This window comes from Streptomyces sp. DSM 42067 (assembly GCF_055792885.1).
Map to the genome: position 1 here is coordinate 6,273,052 of NZ_CM147706.1, position 20,671 is coordinate 6,293,722.

Below are 20,671 nucleotides of genomic sequence, written 5' to 3' on the forward strand. Positions count from 1 at the left end.
GGACCCGGCCCCCTTGCGTGTACCGCTGTGTGTCAGAACAGGCGCAGCTTGTCGTCCTCGATGCCGCGCAGTGCGTCGTAGTCGAGGACGGTGCAGCTGATGCCGCGGTCGGTGGCCAGCACGCGCGCCTGCGGCTTGATCTCCTGCGCCGCGAAGACGCCCTTGACCGGCGCGAGATGCGGGTCGCGGTTGAGCAGCTCCAGATAACGGGTGAGCTGTTCCACACCGTCGATCTCGCCGCGCCGCTTGATCTCCACCGCGACCGTGCCGCCGTCGGCGTCCCGGCACAGGATGTCGACCGGGCCGATGGCCGTCGGGTACTCGCGGCGGATGAGCGTGTAGCCCTCGCCGAGGGTCTCGATCCGGTCGGCGAGCAGCTCCTGGAGGTGTGCTTCCACGCCGTCCTTGATGAGCCCCGGGTCCACGCCCAGCTCGTGCGAGGAGTCGTGGAGTATCTCCTCCATCGTGATGATGAGCTTCTCGCCGCCCTTGTTCACGACGGTCCAGGTCCCCTCGTCGTCCCCGGAACCCTCCTTCAGGGTGCAGGGCGGCGACATCCAGTTGAGGGGTTTGTAGGCCCGGTCGTCCGCATGGATCGAGACGCTGCCGTCAGCCTTCACCAGGATGAGGCGGGGAGCGGACGGCAGATGGGCGGTGAGCCGGCCCGCGTAGTCCACGGAGCAGCGGGCAATGACGAGACGCATGGTCGGCAACGCTACTCGACGCGGTGCGGTGCACGCGATTCTCGTCCCTTTCGTGCACTGCGGCCCTCGGTCAAGACCCTCCCGGTCGCCCCTTTTGACCCTGTTCTTCGATGGCCGGTTGTGCGTGCATTCTCCTGGTGCGGTCAGGATCCGATGTTTACCGTGGAAGCGGGAGGTCGCGGGGCGGGCACGCAGCGTGTTCGATATCGCGGACTCCTGCCCTGTCCGTCAGCCCCCGCTTCCCGGGGGTCCGAGAGGAGAACCCATGTCGCTCGACGTCTCACCGGCCCTACTTGAACAGGCCGAGCGAGGCGAGGTCGACGAAGCCGCCTTCGTCGACTGCGTCCGGACCTCCCTGCCCTACGCATGGGACATGATCAGCTCCCTGGTGGCCCAGCTGAAGGTCGACGGCGGTGCGTTCGCCGACAACCAGACGCCTCCGCCGGACGAGCAGGCACGTGGGCAGCTTCTGCGTGCGCTCGCGAGTGACGCGATACGCGGCGCACTGCAGCGGCACTTCGGTGTCCGCCTGGCGTTCCAGAACTGCCACCGTGTGGCGGTGTTCCCACTGGATCCCGAGGTGGACGAGAGGCTGGCCCGGTTCACTTCGGTGCGGGCCCAGTTGCTGAACCAGTCGCCCGAACTGCGGGACTGCTAAAGCTCCTTGCTGCCGCTCCGTACGCGGGAGGTGTAAGCGGTACCGGAGCGGCAGCTCCCCGCACATCGGGCCGGGTGCCCGCCCCGGCTTCCGGCGTCACGCCACCTGGGGCAGTACCTCCGCCGCCAGCCTCCGTACGTTCTCCTCCGTCGCCGCCAGATCGCCCGTGCCCTCCACGAGCAGAGCGAAGCGCGTGATGCCGGTGCGCTCCGAGCTCGCCGCGAGGGCGTCGGCGCACTGCCGCGGTGTGCCCACGGGGTGCAGCCCGCAGAGCAGCTCCGTGTACGCGAAGGGGTCCCTCATGCTGCGTACGCGGTCGTCCACCGTGACATGGGCGGCGAGGCCCTGCCGCAGCCAGCCGGGCATCGCTTTCAGAAGCGCTTCCTCCGCCTCCGCCCGGCCGTCCGCGATCTGGACGACCCCTGCCGAGACATGGGCCGCCGCGGAGATCTCCTCCGGGGTGCGGCCCGCGTCGCGTGCCGCCGAGCGCCACAGGGTGACCATCTCGGCCTTTTCCTCGTCGCCGCAGTGCATGCCGAGGAGCATCGGCAGACCGCGCTCGGCGGCGAGCCGCACGCTCGCCGGGGAGGTACAGGCGACGAGCACCTCGGGCCGCGCAGATCCTGTCATCACCTCGTCCGGCCGCGGTACGACGGGGACTTCACGGAAGGAGAACCGCTCGCCCGTGCCCGCGACGCGCGGCTCGCTCAGCCAGCGCAGCAGCAGATCGAGGGACTCCGGGAACCCTTTCTCGTACGCCTCCAGGCCCGCGCCGAAGACCTCCAGGTCGACCCAGGGGCCGCCGCGGCCCACGCCCAGCGAGAACCGGCCGCCCGACGTCACGTGCAGGAGCGCGGCCTGTTCGCCGAGCGCCACCGGATGCGCCGTGGGCAGCACGCTCACGGCCGTGCCGACGCGGATGCGGCGGGTGCGGCCGAGCAGCAGTGCGGCGAGCGTCACGGCCGAGGGGCACGTCCCGTACGGCACGAAGTGGTGTTCGGCGATCCACACCGAGTCCAGGCCGGCCTCGTCGGCCACCTCCGCCGTCCGCACCGCTCGGTGGAGGGCCTCTCCCTGGCCCTGGCCGGGGAACTGGGCGGCCAGGACAAAGCTTCCTACGCGCATCGCACTCATGCCTCCTTGGCGCCGACGCGGCGATCCCCCTTACCGGCAACAACGTATGACACGTGCCAAAGGCACGGGCACGTAGGGAGATTGGCCGATTGTCGGTGGAATGTGAGGGGATTTGGGGTAGTTGATGGCATGCGCCTACCCATGGGCGTGACGCGTAGGCTGGACACGGCCCGTGTTCCCTGTATAGCCCGTGAGGTGTGCCCGTGTCCCCGCGTCGAAACCGTGCGTCGTCCCGCAGGGGTGGAGGCTCCGGCGGCGGTGGTGTGGACGAGGACCGCAGCGGCCGCTACGGCGGCTTCCAGAGCACGGAGAGCTGGCAGGGCGAGGAGTGGTGCGTGCGCCATGTCGCCGGCGCGAGCGCGGCCGGGAAGACGTACCGCTGCCCCGGCTGCGACCAGGAGATCGCCTCGGGGATGCCGCATGTCGTGGCCTGGCCCGGCTACGCGGGCGTGGACGACCGGCGCCACTGGCACAAGGCCTGCTGGAACGCGAAGGACCGCCGCACCACGCGGGTGCAGCGGTCCCGGAACGCGCCCCGGTTCTGAGGGGCTGAGGGCCGGCGTGAGGCTCCCCCAGTGCCGGTCGGTCCAAGGGCCTCGGAGGTGTGGTGCCCCCAGGTCAATCGGTCACACGGTCACACGTCGCGCTTCTCCAGCAGCGCGAAGGCGCCCACGAGCGCGGCCGCCGTGACACCGACGAGCAGCCACAGCTGCGCATTGCCGTGACCGCTCTCGCTGTCGAGGTGGAAGATCTTGGCCAGCGAGTTGGGGGCGTTGTAGTCCATCATCTTCTCGCCGATCTTGCGGGTGCTCTGGGAGATCATGAGGAACGCCGGCAGGATCGCCGGCACCAGGACGAGGCCCAGCATCGCGGTGATCGCACCCGCCGAGTGGCGCAGCATCGAGCCGACAGCGAGCGCCAGAACGCCCAGCAGCGACACGTACAGGGCGCCCTTGAGGACGGTGCCGCCCGAGTCCGTGGGCGACGCCTCAGGCCCGCCGTGCATGGCCGCCGTCACCAGACCCACCAGCCCGATCGCCGCCGCGGAGACGACGAAGGCGACCGCGAAGTAGATCAGGATCTTCGCGGCCAGCACCCGGTGGCGTTGCGGCGACGCCGTGAAGGTGGTGCGGATCATGCCGGTGCCGTACTCGGAGGAGATCGCCAGCACACCCAGCGTGATCAGGCAGATCTGGCCGAGGACCAGGCCGAAGAAGGCGGGCAGGGTGTACGGCACGTCCACGAAGTCGATGTCGTTCGTCTGCCAGGCGACGAGCAGTCCGATGCCGATGACCAGGCAGAGGAAGACACCCAGCGTCCACATCGTGGAGCGCACGGACTTGATCTTCGTCCACTCTGAGCTGATCGCATGGCCGAGATGCGTGCCCTTGATGGGGATCGGCGAGGTGTACGAACCGCCCGGTGCCCCCTGCCAGTCGGCGGCCGGGGCGGCGCCCGGTGCCGGCGGGGCGGGGGCGTACGCCTGCTGGTTCGCCTGCTGCGGGTGCGGCGTCGTCATCGGAGGTCCTCGCTGTCGCGCTGGGTCGTGTCGGGGATGGCGGGGGCGGGGGCCGCGGGTGCCGGCGGCTGTGCGTACGGGTTCGGTCCGGCTGCCGGCCCGGCGGCGTACGGCGCACCGGGCTGCCCGGACGCGTACGGCGCACCGGGCTGCCCGGACGCGTACGGCGCACCGGCCGGTGTCTGCGGCATGGCGAAGGGCTGACCGCCCTGCTGGGGTGGCGGCGGTGCGTACCAGCCCGGCTGCCCCTGGCCCGGCACGGGCATCGCCTGCGGCGGCGGCATCGCGCCGGGCGGCAGCTGCTGCTGCAGCCCGGCCCGCTGGTCGATCGTCGAGCGGTAGTCGACGGCGCCCTGCGTCATCCGCATGTATGCCTCCTCCAGCGAGGCCTGGTGCGGTGAGAGTTCCCACAGGCGTACGTCCGCGTCGTGCGCCAGGTCGCTGATGCGCGGCAGCGGCAGACCGGTCACCCGCAGCGCGCCGTCCTGCTCGGGCAGCACCTGGCCGCCCGCCTCGGTCAGCGCGGCTGTCAGCTTCTCGCGCTGCTGCGGCTCGGTGTCGGGTGTCCGCACCCGTGCGAAGTCGGCGGAGTTGTGCGAGATGAAGTCCTTGACGCTCATGTCGGCGAGCAGCTGTCCACGGCCGATCACGATCAAGTGGTCGGCGGTCAGCGCCATTTCGCTCATCAGATGCGAGGAGACGAACACCGTACGGCCTTCGGCGGCCAGGGACTTCATCAGATTGCGCACCCAGAGGATGCCCTCGGGATCCAGACCGTTGACGGGCTCGTCGAAGAGCAGCACCTGGGGGTCGCCGAGCAGTGCGGCCGCGATGCCGAGGCGCTGGCCCATACCGAGCGAGAAGCCCTTCGACCGCTTCTTCGCCACGTCCTGCAGACCGACGACGCCCAGCACCTCGTCGACCCGCCGGTCCGGGATGCCCGACAGCTGGGCCAGGCACAGCAGATGGTTGCGGGCGCTCCGGCCGCCGTGCACGGCCTTGGCGTCGAGCAGCGCGCCGACCTGACGCGGGGCGTTCGGGAGTTTGCGGTACGGATAGCCGCCGATCGTGACCTGGCCCGACGTGGGCTCGTCCAGACCGAGGATCATCCGCATCGTCGTCGACTTGCCCGAGCCGTTGGGGCCGAGAAAGCCGGTGACGGCACCTGGCCGCACCTGGAAGGAAAGGTTGTGCACGGCCGTCTTGTCGCCGTAGCGCTTCGTCAGGCCGACTGCCTCGATCATTCTCCGCACCCATCGAGAGGTTCACGACATCGGGGCGCGCGCCCCCGTAAGGGTTAGGAGGATAACGGGACGCTGACGGTTCCACCCACGTGACGGGCAAAGGGCGGGTGGGGACGGGGAGTCGGTCAGGCGTCCCTCTTCTTGATCACCGCATAGCCGCCGACCAGCGCCGCCACCACCCACAGCACCATGATCCCGAGCCCGCCCCAGGGGCCGTAGGGGGTGTCGTCGCCGAACGGCGTGACCACCTGCATGATCTTGCTGCCCGCCTGGTCCGGCAGATACCGGCCGATTTTCTCCGTCGCCGAGACATTGCCCAGGATGTTGGAGATCAGAAAGAAGAACGGCATCAGAATGCCGAGCGACAACAGCGGGCCCCTCAGCATCGCCGCGACGCCCATCGAGAACATCGCGATCAGCGTCATGTAGAGGCCGCCGCCGATGACCGCCCGCAGGACGCCCGGGTCACCGATCGACGCCGCGTGCTCGCCCAGCATCGCCTGCCCGAGGGAGAAGGCGACGAAGCTGGTGGCCAGTCCGACGACGAAGGCCAGGAGCGTGGCGACGGCGACCTTGCCGAAGAGGAAAGTGCCGCGCTGGGGGACGGCGGCGAGCGACGTACGGATCATGCCGGTGCTGTACTCGCTGGAGACGACGAGGACGCCGAAGACGATCATCGCCAGCTGACCGAGGCTCATCCCGGCGAAGCTGACGAATGTCGGATCGAAGGCGATCTGGTCCCGGGCGCCCAGCCCCTCGAACTCTCGCCTGGACAGCGCGCTGATCAGCACGCCCAGAGCGATCGTGACGACGGCGGCGAGACCGAGTGTCCACACCGTGGACGACACGGACCGGATCTTGGTCCACTCCGACCTCAGGACCTGGATCCCGGCCATGGTCAACCTCCCTTCCGTGACTGCCACCCGGCACCCCATCCGGGCTGCCCGGGATGCTGCTCCGGTGGTGACGGCGTCGTACCGCCAGTCCCGGGATGCGCGTGGTACTCCACTGCCTCGGCGGTGAGCCGCATGAACGCCGCCTCGAGCGAGGCCTGCTGGGGGCTGAGCTCATGGAGGACGATTCCGTGCCGGGCGGCCAGTTCACCCAGCAGCTCGGGTTTGCCGCCGTCCACCTCGAGCGCGCCGTTGCCGACCTCGATGGCGCTGATACCGGCTCCGCTCAGCACGTCGAGCAGCCTCTCGCGCTGGGGCGAGCGGAGTCGTACGTACGAGCGGGAGTTCCGTTGGATGAAGTCGGCCATGGAGGTGTCCGCGAGGAGCCGGCCCTGACCGATGACGACCAGGTGGTCGGCGGTCAGCGCCATCTCGCTCATCAGGTGCGAGGAGACGAAGACCGTACGGCCCTGGGCCGCCAGAGACTTCATGAGGTTGCGGATCCAGTGGATGCCCTCGGGGTCGAGGCCGTTGACCGGCTCGTCGAACATCAGGATCCGCGGGTCGCCGAGCAGCGCGCCGGCGATGCCGAGGCGCTGGCCCATGCCCATCGAGAACCCCTTGGCCTTCTTCCTCGCGACGGCGGTGAGGCCCACGGTGTCGAGGACCTCGCGCACCCGGCTGCGGGGAATGCCGTTGCTCTGCGCGAGACAGAGCAGATGGTTGTAGGCGCTGCGGCCGCCGTGCACGGCCTTGGCGTCGAGCAGCGCGCCGATGTACTTCAGCGGGTCCTTCAGCTGGTCGTAGTGGATGCCGTCGATGCGGACGTCGCCCGCGGTGGGGCGGTCGAGCCCGAGCACCATGCGCATGGTGGTGGACTTGCCGGCGCCGTTCGGTCCGAGAAAGCCGGTGACCATGCCTGGGCGCACGGTGAAGGTGAGATTGTTGACGGCCAGCTTTTCGCCGTAGCGCTTGGTGAGTCCGGCGAGCTCAATCATGTCGACAACGCTATGGCGCTGGCCTTTGCGGCGCCTGTTTTAGACCGACCGGCGGTGCCCAGCCCCGCGACGCCGCCCCCCCGTTGCCTCCCTCCTCCGCCTTGCAGCTGCACGCACCCAGCCCCGCTCCTTCTCCCACCCCCCATTTGCCGGTCGGTCTTAGCCGAGAGCTTGGGGGAGGGTGGGCACAACCCACGAACGTACGGCGCGTCGAAACCGAACCGAACGCAACCGTGCCCCGCACCGCTGACTGCGGTGCGGGGCACGTACCAAACCCGGGACCTCCGCGTCAGCGGAAGCCGCGCCGGCGGAACTAGCGGGTCTGCTGGGCCGGGACGCCCCGCGAGATCGGCTCGTCCTCCGTCGGCGAGCCGGCCGCGGCCACCGCCGCGCCCGTCAGCGTCGCGAGCATCTCGCGGACGTTCGTCAGCTGCGCGTTGATGGAGTCGCGGCGGTTCGTGAGCGCTGCCAGCTCGCGCTCGGATTCCGAGCGGATCCGGTCCGCCTTGGCGTTCGCGTCCGCGACGATGTCCTCGGCCTGGCGCTGCGCCGTCTCCACGGTCTGCCGCGCACGGCGCTCCGCGTCCGTCCGCAGCTTCTCGGCCTCGAGCCGCAGCTGCTCCGCACGGTGCTCGATCTCCGCGAGCCGCTTCTCCGCCTTCGCCTGACGCGACGCGAGGTCGCGCTCGGACTGCTCGCGACGCTTCGCCAGGTTCGTCTCGAAGTCGGCAGCCGCCTGCGCGGCCTTGGCACGGGTCTCCTCGAAGAGAGCGTCCGCCTCCTCGCGCTTGGACTGCGCGTCCTTCTGCGCCTCGGCGCGCAGCGTGGCCGCCTCGCCCTTGGCCTTCTCGACGATCCGAACGCCCTCGTCCTCGGCCTTGGCCTTGCGGTCCGCGGCGAACGATTCTGCGTCGTTGCGCACCTGCTGGGCCGCCGACTCGGCGAGCTCGCGGTGCTGCTCGGCCGCTCGCCTGGCCTCCTCGCGCAGATCCTTGGCCTCTTCCTCGGCGAGGCGCAGGATCTTCTCGACGCGCGCGCCGAGACCCGCGTACGACGGCTCGGCGTCGTTCACCTGCGCCTGGGCGTTCTGCGTCTCGAGGTGGAGTTCCTCGATGCGCTTCTCCAGGGCGGTGATACGTGCCAGAGCACTGTCACGGTCGGAGACGAGCTTGGAAATGCGTTCGTCCACCTGAGCGCGGTCGTATCCACGCCGCACAAGCTCGAAGCCGTAGGGGGAAGTGTCGCTCATGGGGTTCCTGTCGAATGAGACCGGTGAGGTGATAGGGAGAATCCTAGGGGCCCAAACGGCGTGTCATCGAGCAGATGCCCGTTTGATCTGGAGAATGACACCCCTTTTGAGTGGCTAACGGCCGGAGCACTTGCACAGCAAGAGCACCGAAGCTCCCTACAAAGCATGGAACGTGCCGTTCTGGCTAGCCCTCGGACGGCTTACCACCCGATCGTGGCGCCCCAACCGTAGCGCCCGCTTTGACACCACCCGCGCCCGGGCCGCCGTTCGCCCCGGCCCTGCCGGCCGACGGGGTCTCGAAGGACTCCAACGCCTCCAGGACGTCCTGGACACGGGAGATCTCGGCGTTGATGTCCTCGCGGCGGCGGACCAGCACCTCCAGCTCTCGCTTGCCCTCCTCGACCATCCGCTCGGCCTCGGCCTCGGCCTCGCTCTTGATGCGTTCGGCCTCCCGCGTCAGCTCGGCCTTCTTCTGCTCGGCCTCCTTGAGCAGCGCCTCGGCCTTCTTGACCGCGGCGATCCGTACCTTGCTGGCCTCGGAACTGGCCTCCGACATCAGGTCCTTGGCCTTGGCCTCGGCCTCGGCCAGCTGGTCCTCGGCGGCCTTCACCAGGGCGTCGCACCGCTCGCCGGCGGACTTCATCGCCTCGGCGGACTCACGCCGTGCGCGCTCGTGCAGCTCCTCGATCTCCGTGGTGATGCGGTCGCGCAGCTCCTCGGCGCGCTCCCGGATCGCGGTCGCGTCCCGGCGCGCCCCGACGAGCAGTTCGTCCGCGTCCGTACGGGCCTGCTCCACCAGCGTGTTGCCCTCGATGGTGGCCTCGGCGACCAGCCGCTCGGCCTCGTTGCGGGCGGCACCGACCATGGTGTCGGCCTGCGCCTCGGCGTCCGCGGTGGCCTTGTGCGCGTTCTGCTGCGCCTCCGCGGTCAGCTTCTCGGCCTCCGCCGAGGCCTCCGTGATGAGCTTGTCGACCTGTTCGGCCGCCTCGGAGCGCCGCTTGTTGGAGTCCTGCCGGGCCTCGTCGAGGGTGCGCTCGGCCTCCTCGCGGGCCGTGGACGTGAGGCGTTCGGCCTCCGCCTCGGCCTCGGCCTTGACGCGCGCCGCCTCGCTGCGCATCCGCTCGGCGTGCTGCTGCGCGGACGCCACGGTCTCGGCGGCTTCGGCACGCAGCCGCTCGGCCTCGCCGGTCGCGTCGGAAAGGAGCTTCTCGGCCTTGGCGACGGACTCGGCGCGGACCCGCTCGGCCTCCGCGTTCGTCTCGGTGGTCAGCCGTTCCGCCTCGCTGACGGCCTCGCCGATCAGCGAGTCCGCCTGCGTCGCCGCGTCGGACCGGATGCGGTTGGCGTCCTCGCGGGCCTCGCCCCGGGCGCGCGCCGCGTCCTGCTCGGCGGACGCGATGGTCTCGGACGCCTCCGTACGAAGACGCTCGGCGTGCTCGGAGGCCTCGGACCGCATCCGCTCCGACTCGGCGATCGCCTCCGAAACGGTGCGATCGGCCAGGGACTTGGCGGCCTCGGTCTCGTCCGCGGCCTCGCGCCGCAGCCGGGCGGCGTCCTCGGCGGCCCGCTCCCGCTCGGCGTAGGCGTCGGCGCGGACGCGGTCCGCTTCCTCCTGCGCCTCCGTACGGGTGCGTTCCGCCGCGTGCTCGGCGGCGCTGCGCAGGCCCGAGATCTCCTCCTGGGCCTGCTCGTGCAGCCCGGCCACGGAGTCGCGTACCTGCTGGGCGGTCTGCTCGGCGTTCGCGACCATCTCGGTCGCCCGCCGGTCGGCCTCCTCGACGAGGCGGACGGCCTCGGCCTGCGCCTCCTCGATACGGGCGCGCGCTGAGGCCAGCAGCTCCTCGCTCTGCTCGCGGGCCCGCTCGCGCTCCTGGTCGGCCTCCTGACGGGCCGAGCCGAGGGTCTCGTCGGCCTCGCGGCGGCGCCGGGCGGCCTCCTCCTGAGCGGCGGCCAGCGCCTCGGCGGCCTCCGCGCCGACGCGCTCTGCGGCGGCCGCGGCCTCCGCCCGTACGCGGTCGGCCGTCTCCTGGGCCTCCGTCTTCAGCCGCTCGGCCTCGGCGGCGGCCTCGCTGCGCAGCCGTACCGCCACGGCCTCGCCCTCGGCGCGGGACTGCGAGGCGTCGGCGGCGGCCTCGTTGCGCAGCCGCTCGGCCTCCGTCTCGGCCTGCGCCTGGAGCGTCCGGATGCGCTCGGCGGACTCGGTGCGCAGCCGGTCCGTCTCCTCGGCAGCCTCGCGGCGGATGCGCTCCGCATCTGCGCGCGCGTCGCTGAGCGCCTGTTCGGCTGCGGCGAGCCGCTCCTCGGCCTCCGTGTGCAGCCGGGTCAGCTCCTCGGCCGCCTCGGCCCGCCGGGCCTCGACGGCCCGCTCGGCCTCCTCGCGCAGAACCCCCGCGGCCCGCTCCGCCTCGGCCGCGGTGGCCTCGGCCTGCTCGGCGGCCTCCGCGCGGTGCCGATCCGCCTCGGCACGGGTGCGCTCCAGGGTCTCCTCGGCCTGCCGGCGCAAGCTGGTGGCGCGCTCGATGGCCTCGGTGCGCACCCGCTCGCTGTCGGTCGTCGCCGCGCTGCGCAGCTCGTCGGCGTCGGCCTTCGCCTTCGCCAGCAGCTCCTCGGCGCTCTTCGCGGCCTCCTCGATCTGCTGGATGGCCTCGCGCCGCGCCTCACTGCGGATCCGCTCGCCCTCCGCGACCGCCTCGGCGCGCAGCTGCTCGGCCTCGCCGCGCAGCCGGCGCGCCTCCTCCTGCAGCTCGACCGTCTTGGCGCGGTACTCCTTGGTGTCGTCCTTCGCCGCGCCCTTGAGCTCCTCGGCGATGTCGTGCGCCTCGGCGCGCAGCCGGTCCGACTCGGCCTCCGCCTCGCGGCGGATCCGCTCGGCCTCCTCGGTCGCGGCCTTCGTGGTCGCCTTGGCGTCCTCGGACGCCTTGTTCAGTACGTCCTCGGCCGTACGCGCGGCCTTGGACAGCTGCGACGCGGTCTCCTCCGCCGTGATCGAACGAGCCTTCTCGGCGGCCTCGGCGAGCAGCTTCTCGGCCTCCGCCTTGGCGTCCGCCACGACCTGCTCGGCCTCGGCCTTGGTGCTCTCGGCCTCCTTCGTGGCCTCGCTCACCAGACGGGCGACCTGCTCCTTGGCGGTGCGGGTGCGCTGCTCGTTCGTCGACTCGGCGTTCGTCAGGGCCTTGGCCGCGGCGTCCTTCGCCTCCGCGAGGACCTTCTCGGCCTCGGCGCGGGCCTCGCGCAGCGCGGTCTCCGCCTCGGCCATGCGCTGCTCGGCGGTGCGGCTCAGCTCGGTCGCCTGGCGGCGTGCCGCCTCGGACTCGGTCGCGGAGGAGCTGCGCATCTGCTCCGCGTGGTCGGTGGCCTCCTGGGCCTGCGTCGACGCCGCGTTCAGCAGCCGCTCGGCGTCGGCACGGGCGCGGCGCAGGATCGCTTCGGCTTCGGCACGGGCGGATTCCGCCTCGTTACCCAGCCGCTGACGTGCCTCTTCGGTGAGGCGCTGGGCCTCGGCGCGGGCGGCGGCGAGCGCCTGCTCGGCCTCGGCGCGCGACTCCTCGAGCAGCCGGCGGGCCTGCTGCTCGGTGCGGGCCCGCAGCTGCTCGGCCCAGGCCACGTTCTCGTTGACGTGCGACTCGACGGTCGCGCGGCGCTCGGCGAGCTCCTGGTCGAGCTGCTGGCGGCGGGACACGGCCTCGGCGTGCAGCTCCGCCTGGAGGCGGGCCGCCTGCTCGGCGTGCTCCTGCAGGATGCGCTGGTTCTGGGCGCGGGCCTCGCGCAGCGCGGTCTCGGCCTCCGCACGCAGCTGGTCGGCCTGGACCTGGGCGTTACGCAGGAGCTGCTCGGCCTGGTAGCCGATGTCGGCGGCGTCGTAGGCAGGACGGGATGCCAGGTTCCGGCGCGCCTCGTGGAGCTTGGCGCGCAACACCTCCACCTGGTAGCCGAGATCCTCGGCGTGCTGGACGGCCTTCTCACGCTCGGTCTTCAGCCGCTCCATCTCGGCCTCGAACCGAGAGAGATGATCGGCCTCAGGCCGTCGCCCGCTCTCCTGGCTTTCGTAGCCCCGCACTGCGCGGTCCCATCCGTCCCCTGGTCGCAAGTCTCTCCAACGAGCACCGTCCATCCGCCGAACGGGGCCCCCGGGGAATGGTGTCAGATCAACGGCGGAGCATGGGCTGCTGCCCCGACGCTCGTCCCCCGAAACCTGGACCCCGGCCCGCGACCCCCCGGCGAGCGGGGAGCCGCTCCAACCCTACCGGCCCAGCTCATCCGCTTGGCCGGGCCGAGCTGCTTTTTCTGGTTGGGGGGCCGGGGGTTGCCCCGGAACATGCAGTACGGAGATCAGTGCCCGGATGACTCAACGGCCGCGGACGTGACCAGCTCGGTGAGCACTCCATGGCAGTCCTTGGGGTGCAGGAACGTGATGCGGGAGCCCATCGAGCCGCGGCGGGGCTCGTCGTAGAGGACCCGTACGCCCTTGTCCTTGATGTCGGCGGCGTCCGCGTCGACATCCGCGGTGCCGAAGGCGATGTGGTGCACGCCCTCGCCGTTCTTGGCCAGCCACTTGGCGACCGTGGAGTCCTCGCGGGTGGGCTCGAGGAGCTGGAGGTACGAGGCGCCGCCGTCGGAGGTCTCGTTGATCTTGAGCATGGCCTCCCGTACGCCCTGCTCCTCGTTGATCTCCGAGTGGAACACCTCGAAGCCGTACGTGGCACGGTAGAACTCAACAGTCTTGTCGAGGTCGAAACAGGCGATCCCGATGTGGTCGATTCGCGTCAGCATGGATTCAGTGCAGCGCTAAGGCGTTGGTTACGCAACGTGCGCGCGATCACACCGTCTGCCGGATGACGGGGTGGGTACTGGTCAGTACATTCAAGTAAACCCTCGTTCACTCCTCGGCACTGCTGCCGGAAGGGGATCTGTCTCATGTCTGGAACGACCGGTACCACCTCAGTGATCGTCGCGGGCGCGCGTACGCCCATGGGGCGGCTCCTTGGCTCGCTGAAGTCCTTCTCGGGTGCGGAGCTGGGCGGCTTCGCCATCAAGGCCGCGCTCGACCGGGCCGGCATCGGCGGCGATCAGGTGCAGTACGTGATCATGGGCCAGGTGCTCCAGGCCGGGGCAGGGCAGATCCCGGCGCGCCAGGCCGCGGTCAAGGGCGGCATCCCCATGAACGTCCCGGCGCTCACGATCAACAAGGTCTGTCTCTCCGGGCTCGACGCCATCGCGCTCGCCGACCAGCTCATTCGTGCGGGTGAGTTCGACGTGATCGTCGCGGGCGGCCAGGAGTCCATGACCAACGCGCCGCATCTGCTGCCGAAGTCCCGGGAGGGCTTCAAGTACGGCGCGATCGAGATGCTCGACGCGATGGCGTACGACGGTCTGACCGACTCCTTCGAGGGCATCGCCATGGGCGCGTCCACGGAGAAGCACAACACCCGGCTGGGTATCGCCCGCCCGGAGCAGGACGAGTTCTCCGCCCTGTCGCACCAGCGTGCGGCCGCCGCGCAGAAGAACGGCATCTTCGAGGCCGAGATCACGCCCGTGGAGATCCCGCAGCGCAAGGGCGAGCCCGTCGTCTTCAGCAAGGACGAGGGGATCCGCGGCGAGACGACCGCCGAGTCGCTGGCCAAGCTGCGCCCGGCGTTCGCCAAGGACGGCACCATCACGGCCGGCTCGGCCTCGCAGATCTCGGACGGCGCCGCCGCGGTCGTGGTGATGAGCAAGGCCAGGGCCGAGGAGCTGGGCCTGGAGTGGATCGCCGAGATCGGCGCCCACGGCAACGTGGCCGGTCCTGACAACTCGCTGCAGTCGCAGCCCTCGAACGCCATTCAGCACGCGCTGAAGAAGGAGGGTCTCGAGGTTGAGGATCTTGATCTGATCGAGATCAACGAGGCCTTCGCCGCCGTCGCCGTGCAGTCAATGAAGGACCTCGGGGTGTCTACCGAAAAGGTGAATGTCAACGGCGGTGCGATTGCCCTGGGTCACCCGATCGGGATGTCCGGCGCCCGTCTCGTCCTCCACCTCGCGCTCGAACTGAAGCGGCGCGGCGGCGGTGTGGGTGCGGCCGCGCTGTGCGGTGGCGGCGGGCAGGGAGACGCGCTGATCGTGCGCGTGCCCAAGAGCTGATCCCTCTTCGAACACGTCTCGTCTCGTCGGTACGACCCGGAACGGAGCTGTGATGCAGGACGTCGCCTCGCTGGTGGCCCAGGCCAGGGAAGGGCGGCCGCGGGCCGTGGCCCGGCTGATCTCCCTGGTGGAGGGGGCGTCCCCGCAGCTCCGGGAGGTCATGGAGACGCTGGCGCCGCTGACGGGACATGCGTACGTCGTGGGGCTCACCGGGTCGCCGGGCGTCGGGAAGTCCACCTCCACGTCCGCGCTCGTGACCGCGTACCGCAAGGCCGGGAAGCGGGTCGGCGTGCTGGCCGTCGACCCGTCGTCCCCGTTCTCCGGCGGCGCGCTGCTCGGCGACCGGGTGCGGATGTCCGAGCACGCCTCGGATCCCGGCGTCTACATCAGGTCCATGGCCACGCGCGGCCATCTGGGCGGGCTCGCGTGGGCCGCACCGCAGGCGATCCGGGTGCTCGACGCCGCCGGGTGCGACGTGATCCTCGTGGAGACCGTGGGGGTCGGCCAGTCGGAGGTGGAGATCGCCGCGCAGGCGGACACGTCGGTGGTGCTGCTCGCGCCCGGGATGGGCGACGGAATCCAGGCCGCCAAGGCCGGCATCCTCGAGATCGGCGACGTGTACGTGGTCAACAAGGCCGACCGGGACGGGGCCGACGCGACCGCGCGCGAGCTGAACCACATGCTGGGGCTCGGGGAGTCCCGAGCGCCCGGTGACTGGCGCCCGCCCATCGTGAAGACGGTGGCGGCGCGCGGGGAGGGCATCGACGAGGTCGTCGAGGCGCTCGAGAAGCACCGGGCGTGGATGGAGGAGCGGGGAGTGCTGGCCGAGCGGCGGCTGGCCCGCGCCGCCGGGGAGGTCGAGACGATCGCGGTCACGGCACTCCGGGAGCGCATCGGCGACCTGCACGGCGACCGTCGCCTGAGCGCGCTGGCGGAGCGCATTGTGGCGGGGGAGCTGGATCCGTACGCGGCTGCGGATGAGCTGGTGGCGGGGCTTACGGAGGCGTAGGCCTGACGGCGCCGCCTGTCCGTGGTGGGTCGCGTGACGCGGCGCGACTCACGCCCGGCAGGTGGTTCGCCACCCGCCGGTACGTGGGTCGGGGCCGCGCCGGGATGTACGTCCTGGGCGACGGGTCAGTCGTCGTCGCCGTCGTCGTCCGGCCCGTCCGCCGTCACCGCGCCGGACCGCAGGTCCACATTCCAGTCCCGCTCGCCGCCGGAGGCGACCGTCTCCACCTCCCACCCCCGCGCCGTACCGTCGTCGTCCACATCGACGGACGTGACGACCCCCCGTCCGGCAAGGGCCTCCGCGGCCTCCGCCGCAGAAACCGAGGCCCCGTCCAACGCCGCCCGCACCCGCGCAGCGTCATCGTCGTCCTCGTGCTCGACATGCGAGCCGAGAACCTTTGCGGTACCCGGGTCGACCTGGACGCTGCGCCACTCGTTCCCCTTGGTGAGCACGTCCACGTCCCAGACCAGGGCCCTGTCCTCGTCCTCGAGGTCGGCGGAGACCGCCGTACCCGGCGTGTGCGCGAGCGCCGCGGCGATGGCCTCGACGGCCGTCACCCGCGCGGCCTTCACCTCGGTGGCGTCGTCCTCGGTGGCGTCGTCCAAGGCGTCGTCCCGCTCGTCGTCCTTGATCTGCACGCTCGACCGAGCTGCCGGCGCCTCGTCGTCGCCCGTGATGGCGAAGGCCGTCACCGTGCCGCCCGCGATGAGGGCTGCGGCGGCGCCGGCGATGACGATGGTGCGCTTCATAATGGTTCCTCCCGATGTCGTACGGCTTCGCGCCGTTCGTTGCGACGAGGACCAATCTGGCGGAGCGATGCTGAAGCCCCGCTGAAGGAACCTGAAGAAGCCTTCAGGTTCACTTTGCGAGGCTGTGTTCATGAGGCTGCTGATCGTTGAGGACGAGCGGCGGCTGGCCCTGTCGCTCGCCAAGGGCCTGACCGCCGAGGGATACGTCGTGGACGTCGTCCACGACGGGCTCGAGGGCATGCACATGGCCGGCGAGGGCGCGTACGACCTCGTCGTCCTCGACGTCATGCTGCCCGGCATGAACGGCTACCGCGTGTGCGCGGCCCTGCGCGCCGCCGGGCACGACGTGCCGATCCTGATGCTGACTGCGAAGGACGGCGAGTACGACGAGGCGGAGGGGCTCGACACCGGCGCCGACGACTACCTCACCAAGCCGTTCTCGTACGTCGTGCTGGTCGCCCGTATCAAGGCGCTGCTGCGCAGGCGCGGCCGGGCGGGTGGCTCGCCCGTGCACCGGCTGGGTGAGCTGCGGGTCGACACGGCGGCCCGCCGCGTGCTCCGCGGTGACGACGAAGTCCCGCTCACCGCAAAGGAGTTCGCGGTGCTGGAGCATCTGGTGGTGCGCGCGGGCGAGGTCGTGTCCAAGGCCGAGATCCTCGAGCACGTCTGGGACTTCGCGTACGAGGGCGACCCGAACATCGTCGAGGTGTACGTGAGCGCGCTGCGGCGCAAGCTGGGGGCCGGGTTCATCCGGACCGTGCGCGGCGCCGGATACCGGCTGGAGGCCGCACAGTGAGGCGGCTCCTGGGGTCCGTACGGGCGCGGGCCACGCTCGGTGCGACGCTGGTCGTCGCCGTCGCCCTCGTCGCCGCGGGGGCTGCCGTCGTGCTCTCGCTGCGCGCGAATCTGACCGGTCAGGCGGGCGGCGAGGCCGAGTCGGCCGCGCGCAGGGTCGCCGCCGATCTGGCCGGGCGTACCCCGTTCGACCGGCTGGACCTGGAGGGGGACAACCCCGTGCAGGTCCTCGATCGGGACGGGCGGCTGCGCGCCGTCAGCGAGGACCTGGAGCGCATCAGCGGTACGGGCCACGGCGCCGTGCGGCCGGAGTCGGTGGCGGCCTCGGACGATGACGAGGAAGAGGGTGACGAGGACTCCCTCGAAGCCGGTGAGATCTCCGAGGAGGCCACCTTCACCGACGGCTCCGCGACGGTCGACGGCGAGACCGAGGACTACAGGTTCGCCGCGGTCCAGGTGGAGGTCGACGGGCTGGGCACCCTCACTGTGTACGCCGGCACGCCCCTCTCCGCCGAGCAGAGCGCCGTCCGCACCGCGTTGACCGCCATGCTCATCGGCTTCCCGCTGCTGCTCGCCGTCGTGGCCGCCGTGACATGGCTGGTGACCCGGCGCGCCCTGCGGCCCGTGGAGGACATACGCCGGGAGATGGCCGCCATCACGGCCTCGGAGGACCTTGCGCGGCGGGTGCCGCAGCCGGACACGCACGACGAGATCGCGCGGCTGGCGCGGACCACCAACGAGACGCTCGCCGCGCTGGAGGCCTCAGTGGAGCGTCAGCGCCGGTTCGTCGCGGACGCCTCGCACGAACTGCGCAGCCCCATCGCCTCGCTCCGGACCCAGCTCGAAGTCGGCGCCGCCCACCCCGAGCTGCTGGACGTCGACGGCGCGGTCGCGGACACCGTACGTCTGCAGCAGCTCGCCGCCGATCTGCTGCTGCTCGCCCGACTGGACGCCGGGGAGCGGCCCGGCGGGACCCGGCTGGACCTGGCTGCCCTGGTACGCGAGGAGCTCTCGCAGCGGACGGCCGACCGTGTTCGTGCGGAGGCGGACCTGGAGCCGGTGGAGGTGGCCGGGTCGCGCGGCCAGCTGGCCCGCGTGCTGGGAAATCTGCTCGACAACGCCCAGCGGCACGCGCGCTCGGGGGTCAGCGTCACCGTGCGGGCGCGGGGCCGCTGGGCCGTGGTCGAGGTCGCCGACGACGGGGACGGGGTGCCGGAGCCGGAACGGGAGCGGATCTTCGAGCGATTCGTACGCCTTGACGACGCGCGGTCCCGGGACGACGGCGGGGCGGGCCTGGGGCTGGCGATCGCGCGGGACGTGGCGGTACGGCACGGCGGGACGCTGACCGTGGGGCGCGCCTCTGGCGGGGGTGCGCTCTTTGAACTCAGGCTCCCCGCCGGGTAGTCGGTACTGGTTGTGGGCAGTCGTTCCTCCCCCAGTGCCTTAAGGGCCTGGGAGGTACCCCCAGGGCGATGGGGGCACCTCCCGGACGGAGTCTGGGGGAGGGTGGGCACAACCCCACGACGCACGGCACCGCGAGTGTCACCCGGGCCACGACAACGGGGCCCGGCGCCGTGCCTACGGCTTCCCCCGCTGCACCCGCAAATGCTCCGCGATCGGCCTCAGCGACTTGTGAAGCTCCTCGAGCGCCTCAGGTGACAGCAGATCGATGAAGTGCCTGCGCACCGACGCGACATGGTGCGGCGCCACCCGTTGCATGGTCTCCATGCCCTGGTCGGTCAGCACCGCGTACAGCCCGCGACGGTCGGACTCACAGTTCTCGCGGCGCACGAGCTGCGCGTTCTCCATGCGTGTGATCTGGTGCGAAAGGCGGCTCTTGGACTGGAGGGTCGCGGCGGCGAGGTCGCTCATCCGCATGCGGTGGTCCTCGGACTCCGACAGATTGACGAGGATCTCGTAGTCGTTCATCGTCAGGCCGAACGGCTGCAGGTCCCGCTCCAGCTGGTAGGTCAACAGCCTGTTGACCTCCAGGTGAGTTCGCCAGGTGCACTGCTCGGCATCTGTCAGCCAGCGCGTGGCCGTCTCGGTCTCCATGAGTCGATTCTACCTAAGAAAGTTGAAGAGTGAACGAACTGTGAGGGTGTGACGGCGCGCAAGCGTTCGAGGTCACACTCCGCAGAGTACCGCTCACAGGCCGAAGCGGCGCTGGAGATCGCCCAGCTGTCCGGGAAGGCGCGGTACGCCTGGCTGCTGGCCGTGCTGTCCCTGGTGACCGGATACCCCATGGCCGCCGGGCACACCTGCCTCGTGCGGGACGGCGCCCGTCGCCTGATCCGCCATCAGGGTTTCCGTCGACTGCAGCAGGACCGTGCCCGCCCCCACGAACTCGAACTGGTGCTCCTCGCCGGAGGCGCCACCGGCCCCCGTCATCGCACGTAGGCCGCCCATCAGGCCTGTCATGTACCCGTGGTCGTAGTGGTGGCACGGCGACGGGCAGTCGGCCCAGCCGACGAGTGCCTGCGGGTCGACCCGGATAGGGGGCTCCATGAACACCACGGGACCGTTGGACGCGGCCACGAACTTGCCCGTTCCGATCAGTGTCAGAAAGCCGGGCACGATGGATTGCTTCAGTGCGAGAGTTGGCTGAAAAGCGAGGAGGTTGCCTGAGCGAATGGTCAGGTTGCCGTTTTCCAGGTCGTACGAATTGACGTCGAAGGCCCGGTCCGCGAGCAGCATCTTGCCCTGGCCCTCCGCCACGACCCACTCACCCGCGTGCAGTGGCGAATGGAAGGACGTTCGGACGAGACGGTCCAGGCGGCCGTGCCCGATGCCGCTGAACTCGATCGCCCCGTAGTAGGCGATCATCTTGCCCTTCTGCAGGAACCACTGGCTGCCCTTGAGCTCCACACAGAAGGTGTAGGCGTTGACGTTGTCGTCGGACGGCAGCGTCATGGGGTCGTGGATCACCGGGCCCGGGGCCCCGTAAGCGCTCACAGCTTCTCCTCCGAGGCCTGTACGTACACCGCGCCGCTGCCGGAGAGCTCCAGCTGGAACGCCTCCCCGGAGCCGCGCCCCACCATGTCGCGCCAGCCGAGCGCCGTGGACAGCTTGTTGCGTACGTCGCCATGGTGGGCCACGTATGCCTGCGGGTCCACGTGGACCGGCCGTTGGGGTGTGATCGGCACCTCGATGACGCCGCCGTGCGCCATGACGGCGACCGCGCCGTGGCCCTTGAGGGTGGTGGTGAAGAGCCCCTGGCCCGTCACCTGACCGCGCACCATGCCCATGACCCCGCCCTGCGAGCCCATGAACATCGTGCCCTGCTGGAGCGTCCCGTCGAAGGCAAGCAGCCGGTCCGCCTCCACGTACAGCGTGTCGCCGGTCAGATTGATCACCTGGATGTGGTGGCCGCCGTGGCCGAACAGCACGGTGCCGTTGCCCTCGACCGTCATCAGCGGAGTCGCCTCGTTCGCGACGCGCCGGCCGATCATCGACATCAGGCCGCCCTGCCCGCCCTGGATGTTCGGGGTGAAGGAGACGTCGCCCTTGTAGGCGAGCATCGCGCCGCGCTGGCTGAACATCCGCTGGCCGGGCATGACCGTCGCCTCGACCATCTTCGAGTTGATCTCACGAAAGGGCAT

At 70.8% G+C, this 20,671-nt stretch carries 19 protein-coding genes; 6 read left to right on the forward strand and 13 right to left on the reverse strand.

All coding sequences use genetic code 11. The annotated features are described in order from the left end of the window. Positions 1-32: 32 nt before the first annotated feature. Positions 33-704 (reverse strand): endonuclease NucS, encoded by a 672-nt coding sequence (gene nucS, locus ACSMXV_RS28610; protein WP_181655535.1) that lies wholly within the window; start codon positions 702-704, stop codon positions 33-35. Between the two features lie 265 nt (positions 705-969). Between nucS and ACSMXV_RS28615 the strand changes: the two genes are divergently transcribed. Continuing rightward, positions 970-1,362, forward strand: coding sequence for an SCO5389 family protein (locus tag ACSMXV_RS28615; RefSeq protein WP_181655536.1), 393 nt, complete (start codon positions 970-972; stop codon positions 1,360-1,362). 96 nt (positions 1,363-1,458) lie between these two features. Here the strand turns inward: ACSMXV_RS28615 and ACSMXV_RS28620 are convergent, their stop codons facing one another. Beyond that, positions 1,459-2,487 (reverse strand): LLM class flavin-dependent oxidoreductase, encoded by a 1,029-nt coding sequence (locus tag ACSMXV_RS28620; protein ID WP_473174068.1) that lies wholly within the window; start codon positions 2,485-2,487, stop codon positions 1,459-1,461. A gap of 212 nt (positions 2,488-2,699) precedes the next feature. Here ACSMXV_RS28620 and ACSMXV_RS28625 point away from each other — a divergent pair, with 212 nt between their 5' ends. Continuing rightward, positions 2,700-3,041: an ATP/GTP-binding protein gene (locus tag ACSMXV_RS28625; protein WP_181655538.1), complete on the forward strand. Its 342-nt coding sequence runs from the start codon at positions 2,700-2,702 to the stop codon at positions 3,039-3,041. Positions 3,042-3,130: 89 nt separating this feature from the next. Here the strand turns inward: ACSMXV_RS28625 and ACSMXV_RS28630 are convergent, their stop codons facing one another. The 7 genes from ACSMXV_RS28630 to mce form a co-directional block, all read right to left on the reverse strand. Beyond that, a complete protein-coding gene (locus ACSMXV_RS28630) occupies positions 3,131-4,015 on the reverse strand; it encodes an ABC transporter permease (RefSeq protein ID WP_181655539.1) in 885 nt (294 codons plus the stop codon). Next, complete coding sequence (locus ACSMXV_RS28635; RefSeq protein WP_473174069.1) at positions 4,012-5,259, reverse strand: ABC transporter ATP-binding protein; 1,248 nt, start codon at positions 5,257-5,259, stop codon at positions 4,012-4,014. The genes ACSMXV_RS28630 and ACSMXV_RS28635 overlap by 4 nt, the downstream gene beginning before the upstream one ends. A 125-nt stretch (positions 5,260-5,384) precedes the next feature. After that, positions 5,385-6,155, reverse strand: a complete 771-nt coding sequence (locus ACSMXV_RS28640; RefSeq protein ID WP_473174070.1) for an ABC transporter permease — start codon at positions 6,153-6,155, stop codon at positions 5,385-5,387. 2 nt (positions 6,156-6,157) lie between these two features. Continuing rightward, a complete protein-coding gene (locus ACSMXV_RS28645) occupies positions 6,158-7,150 on the reverse strand; it encodes an ABC transporter ATP-binding protein (protein WP_473174071.1) in 993 nt (330 codons plus the stop codon). Positions 7,151-7,463: 313 nt separating this feature from the next. Further along, a complete protein-coding gene (locus ACSMXV_RS28650) occupies positions 7,464-8,399 on the reverse strand; it encodes a coiled-coil domain-containing protein (protein ID WP_181864449.1) in 936 nt (311 codons plus the stop codon). A gap of 184 nt (positions 8,400-8,583) precedes the next feature. After that, positions 8,584-12,456: a polarized growth protein Scy gene (scy, locus tag ACSMXV_RS28655; protein ID WP_473174072.1), complete on the reverse strand. Its 3,873-nt coding sequence runs from the start codon at positions 12,454-12,456 to the stop codon at positions 8,584-8,586. 272 nt (positions 12,457-12,728) lie between these two features. Beyond that, the gene (mce, locus tag ACSMXV_RS28660) at positions 12,729-13,169 is read right to left on the reverse strand and encodes a methylmalonyl-CoA epimerase (RefSeq protein ID WP_473174073.1); all 441 of its coding nucleotides are present in this window, start codon (positions 13,167-13,169) and stop codon (positions 12,729-12,731) included. 144 nt (positions 13,170-13,313) lie between these two features. Between mce and ACSMXV_RS28665 the strand changes: the two genes are divergently transcribed. Further along, positions 13,314-14,516 (forward strand): acetyl-CoA C-acetyltransferase, encoded by a 1,203-nt coding sequence (locus ACSMXV_RS28665; protein WP_473174074.1) that lies wholly within the window; start codon positions 13,314-13,316, stop codon positions 14,514-14,516. 52 nt (positions 14,517-14,568) lie between these two features. Further along, positions 14,569-15,525 carry a methylmalonyl Co-A mutase-associated GTPase MeaB gene (gene meaB / locus ACSMXV_RS28670; RefSeq protein WP_473174075.1) on the forward strand — a complete coding sequence of 319 codons (957 nt, stop codon included), beginning with the start codon at positions 14,569-14,571 and terminating at the stop codon, positions 15,523-15,525. Positions 15,526-15,650: 125 nt separating this feature from the next. On the opposite strand, the gene ACSMXV_RS28675 is transcribed toward meaB, so the two are convergent. Next, positions 15,651-16,274 carry a PepSY domain-containing protein gene (locus tag ACSMXV_RS28675; RefSeq protein ID WP_473174076.1) on the reverse strand — a complete coding sequence of 208 codons (624 nt, stop codon included), beginning with the start codon at positions 16,272-16,274 and terminating at the stop codon, positions 15,651-15,653. 130 nt (positions 16,275-16,404) lie between these two features. Between ACSMXV_RS28675 and ACSMXV_RS28680 the strand changes: the two genes are divergently transcribed. Then, entirely contained in the window at positions 16,405-17,070 is a 666-nt protein-coding gene (locus ACSMXV_RS28680) for a response regulator transcription factor (protein WP_473174077.1), read from the forward strand. Further along, complete coding sequence (locus tag ACSMXV_RS28685) at positions 17,067-18,473, forward strand: sensor histidine kinase (RefSeq protein ID WP_473174078.1); 1,407 nt, start codon at positions 17,067-17,069, stop codon at positions 18,471-18,473. Before ACSMXV_RS28680 ends, ACSMXV_RS28685 begins: the two co-directional genes overlap by 4 nt. Before the next feature lie 174 nt (positions 18,474-18,647). Here the strand turns inward: ACSMXV_RS28685 and ACSMXV_RS28690 are convergent, their stop codons facing one another. From ACSMXV_RS28690 to ACSMXV_RS28700, 3 genes are all read right to left on the reverse strand, one after another. Further along, a complete protein-coding gene (locus tag ACSMXV_RS28690; RefSeq protein ID WP_473174079.1) occupies positions 18,648-19,124 on the reverse strand; it encodes a MarR family winged helix-turn-helix transcriptional regulator in 477 nt (158 codons plus the stop codon). 93 nt (positions 19,125-19,217) lie between these two features. Then, positions 19,218-20,024, reverse strand: a complete 807-nt coding sequence (locus ACSMXV_RS28695; RefSeq protein WP_473174080.1) for an AIM24 family protein — start codon at positions 20,022-20,024, stop codon at positions 19,218-19,220. Then, complete coding sequence (locus ACSMXV_RS28700; protein WP_473174081.1) at positions 20,021-20,671, reverse strand: AIM24 family protein; 651 nt, start codon at positions 20,669-20,671, stop codon at positions 20,021-20,023. The genes ACSMXV_RS28695 and ACSMXV_RS28700 overlap by 4 nt, the downstream gene beginning before the upstream one ends.

What these genes read in the sequence shown, in the direction of transcription:
- nucS (WP_181655535.1), bottom strand. Translation starts at nt 704, where the DNA reads ATGCGTCTCGTCATTGCCCGCTGCTCCGTGGACTACGCGGGCCGGCTC.
- ACSMXV_RS28615 (WP_181655536.1), top strand. Translation starts at nt 970, where the DNA reads ATGTCGCTCGACGTCTCACCGGCCCTACTTGAACAGGCCGAGCGAGGC.
- ACSMXV_RS28620 (WP_473174068.1), bottom strand. Translation starts at nt 2,487, where the DNA reads ATGCGCGTAGGAAGCTTTGTCCTGGCCGCCCAGTTCCCCGGCCAGGGC.
- ACSMXV_RS28630 (WP_181655539.1), bottom strand. Translation starts at nt 4,015, where the DNA reads ATGACGACGCCGCACCCGCAGCAGGCGAACCAGCAGGCGTACGCCCCC.
- ACSMXV_RS28635 (WP_473174069.1), bottom strand. Translation starts at nt 5,259, where the DNA reads ATGATCGAGGCAGTCGGCCTGACGAAGCGCTACGGCGACAAGACGGCC.
- ACSMXV_RS28640 (WP_473174070.1), bottom strand. Translation starts at nt 6,155, where the DNA reads ATGGCCGGGATCCAGGTCCTGAGGTCGGAGTGGACCAAGATCCGGTCC.
- ACSMXV_RS28645 (WP_473174071.1), bottom strand. Translation starts at nt 7,150, where the DNA reads ATGATTGAGCTCGCCGGACTCACCAAGCGCTACGGCGAAAAGCTGGCC.
- ACSMXV_RS28650 (WP_181864449.1), bottom strand. Translation starts at nt 8,399, where the DNA reads ATGAGCGACACTTCCCCCTACGGCTTCGAGCTTGTGCGGCGTGGATAC.
- mce (WP_473174073.1), bottom strand. Translation starts at nt 13,169, where the DNA reads ATGCTGACGCGAATCGACCACATCGGGATCGCCTGTTTCGACCTCGAC.
- ACSMXV_RS28665 (WP_473174074.1), top strand. Translation starts at nt 13,314, where the DNA reads ATGTCTGGAACGACCGGTACCACCTCAGTGATCGTCGCGGGCGCGCGT.
- meaB (WP_473174075.1), top strand. Translation starts at nt 14,569, where the DNA reads ATGCAGGACGTCGCCTCGCTGGTGGCCCAGGCCAGGGAAGGGCGGCCG.
- ACSMXV_RS28675 (WP_473174076.1), bottom strand. Translation starts at nt 16,274, where the DNA reads ATGAAGCGCACCATCGTCATCGCCGGCGCCGCCGCAGCCCTCATCGCG.
- ACSMXV_RS28680 (WP_473174077.1), top strand. Translation starts at nt 16,405, where the DNA reads ATGAGGCTGCTGATCGTTGAGGACGAGCGGCGGCTGGCCCTGTCGCTC.
- ACSMXV_RS28690 (WP_473174079.1), bottom strand. Translation starts at nt 19,124, where the DNA reads ATGGAGACCGAGACGGCCACGCGCTGGCTGACAGATGCCGAGCAGTGC.
- ACSMXV_RS28700 (WP_473174081.1), bottom strand. Translation starts at nt 20,671, where the DNA reads ATGCCCTTTCGTGAGATCAACTCGAAGATGGTCGAGGCGACGGTCATG.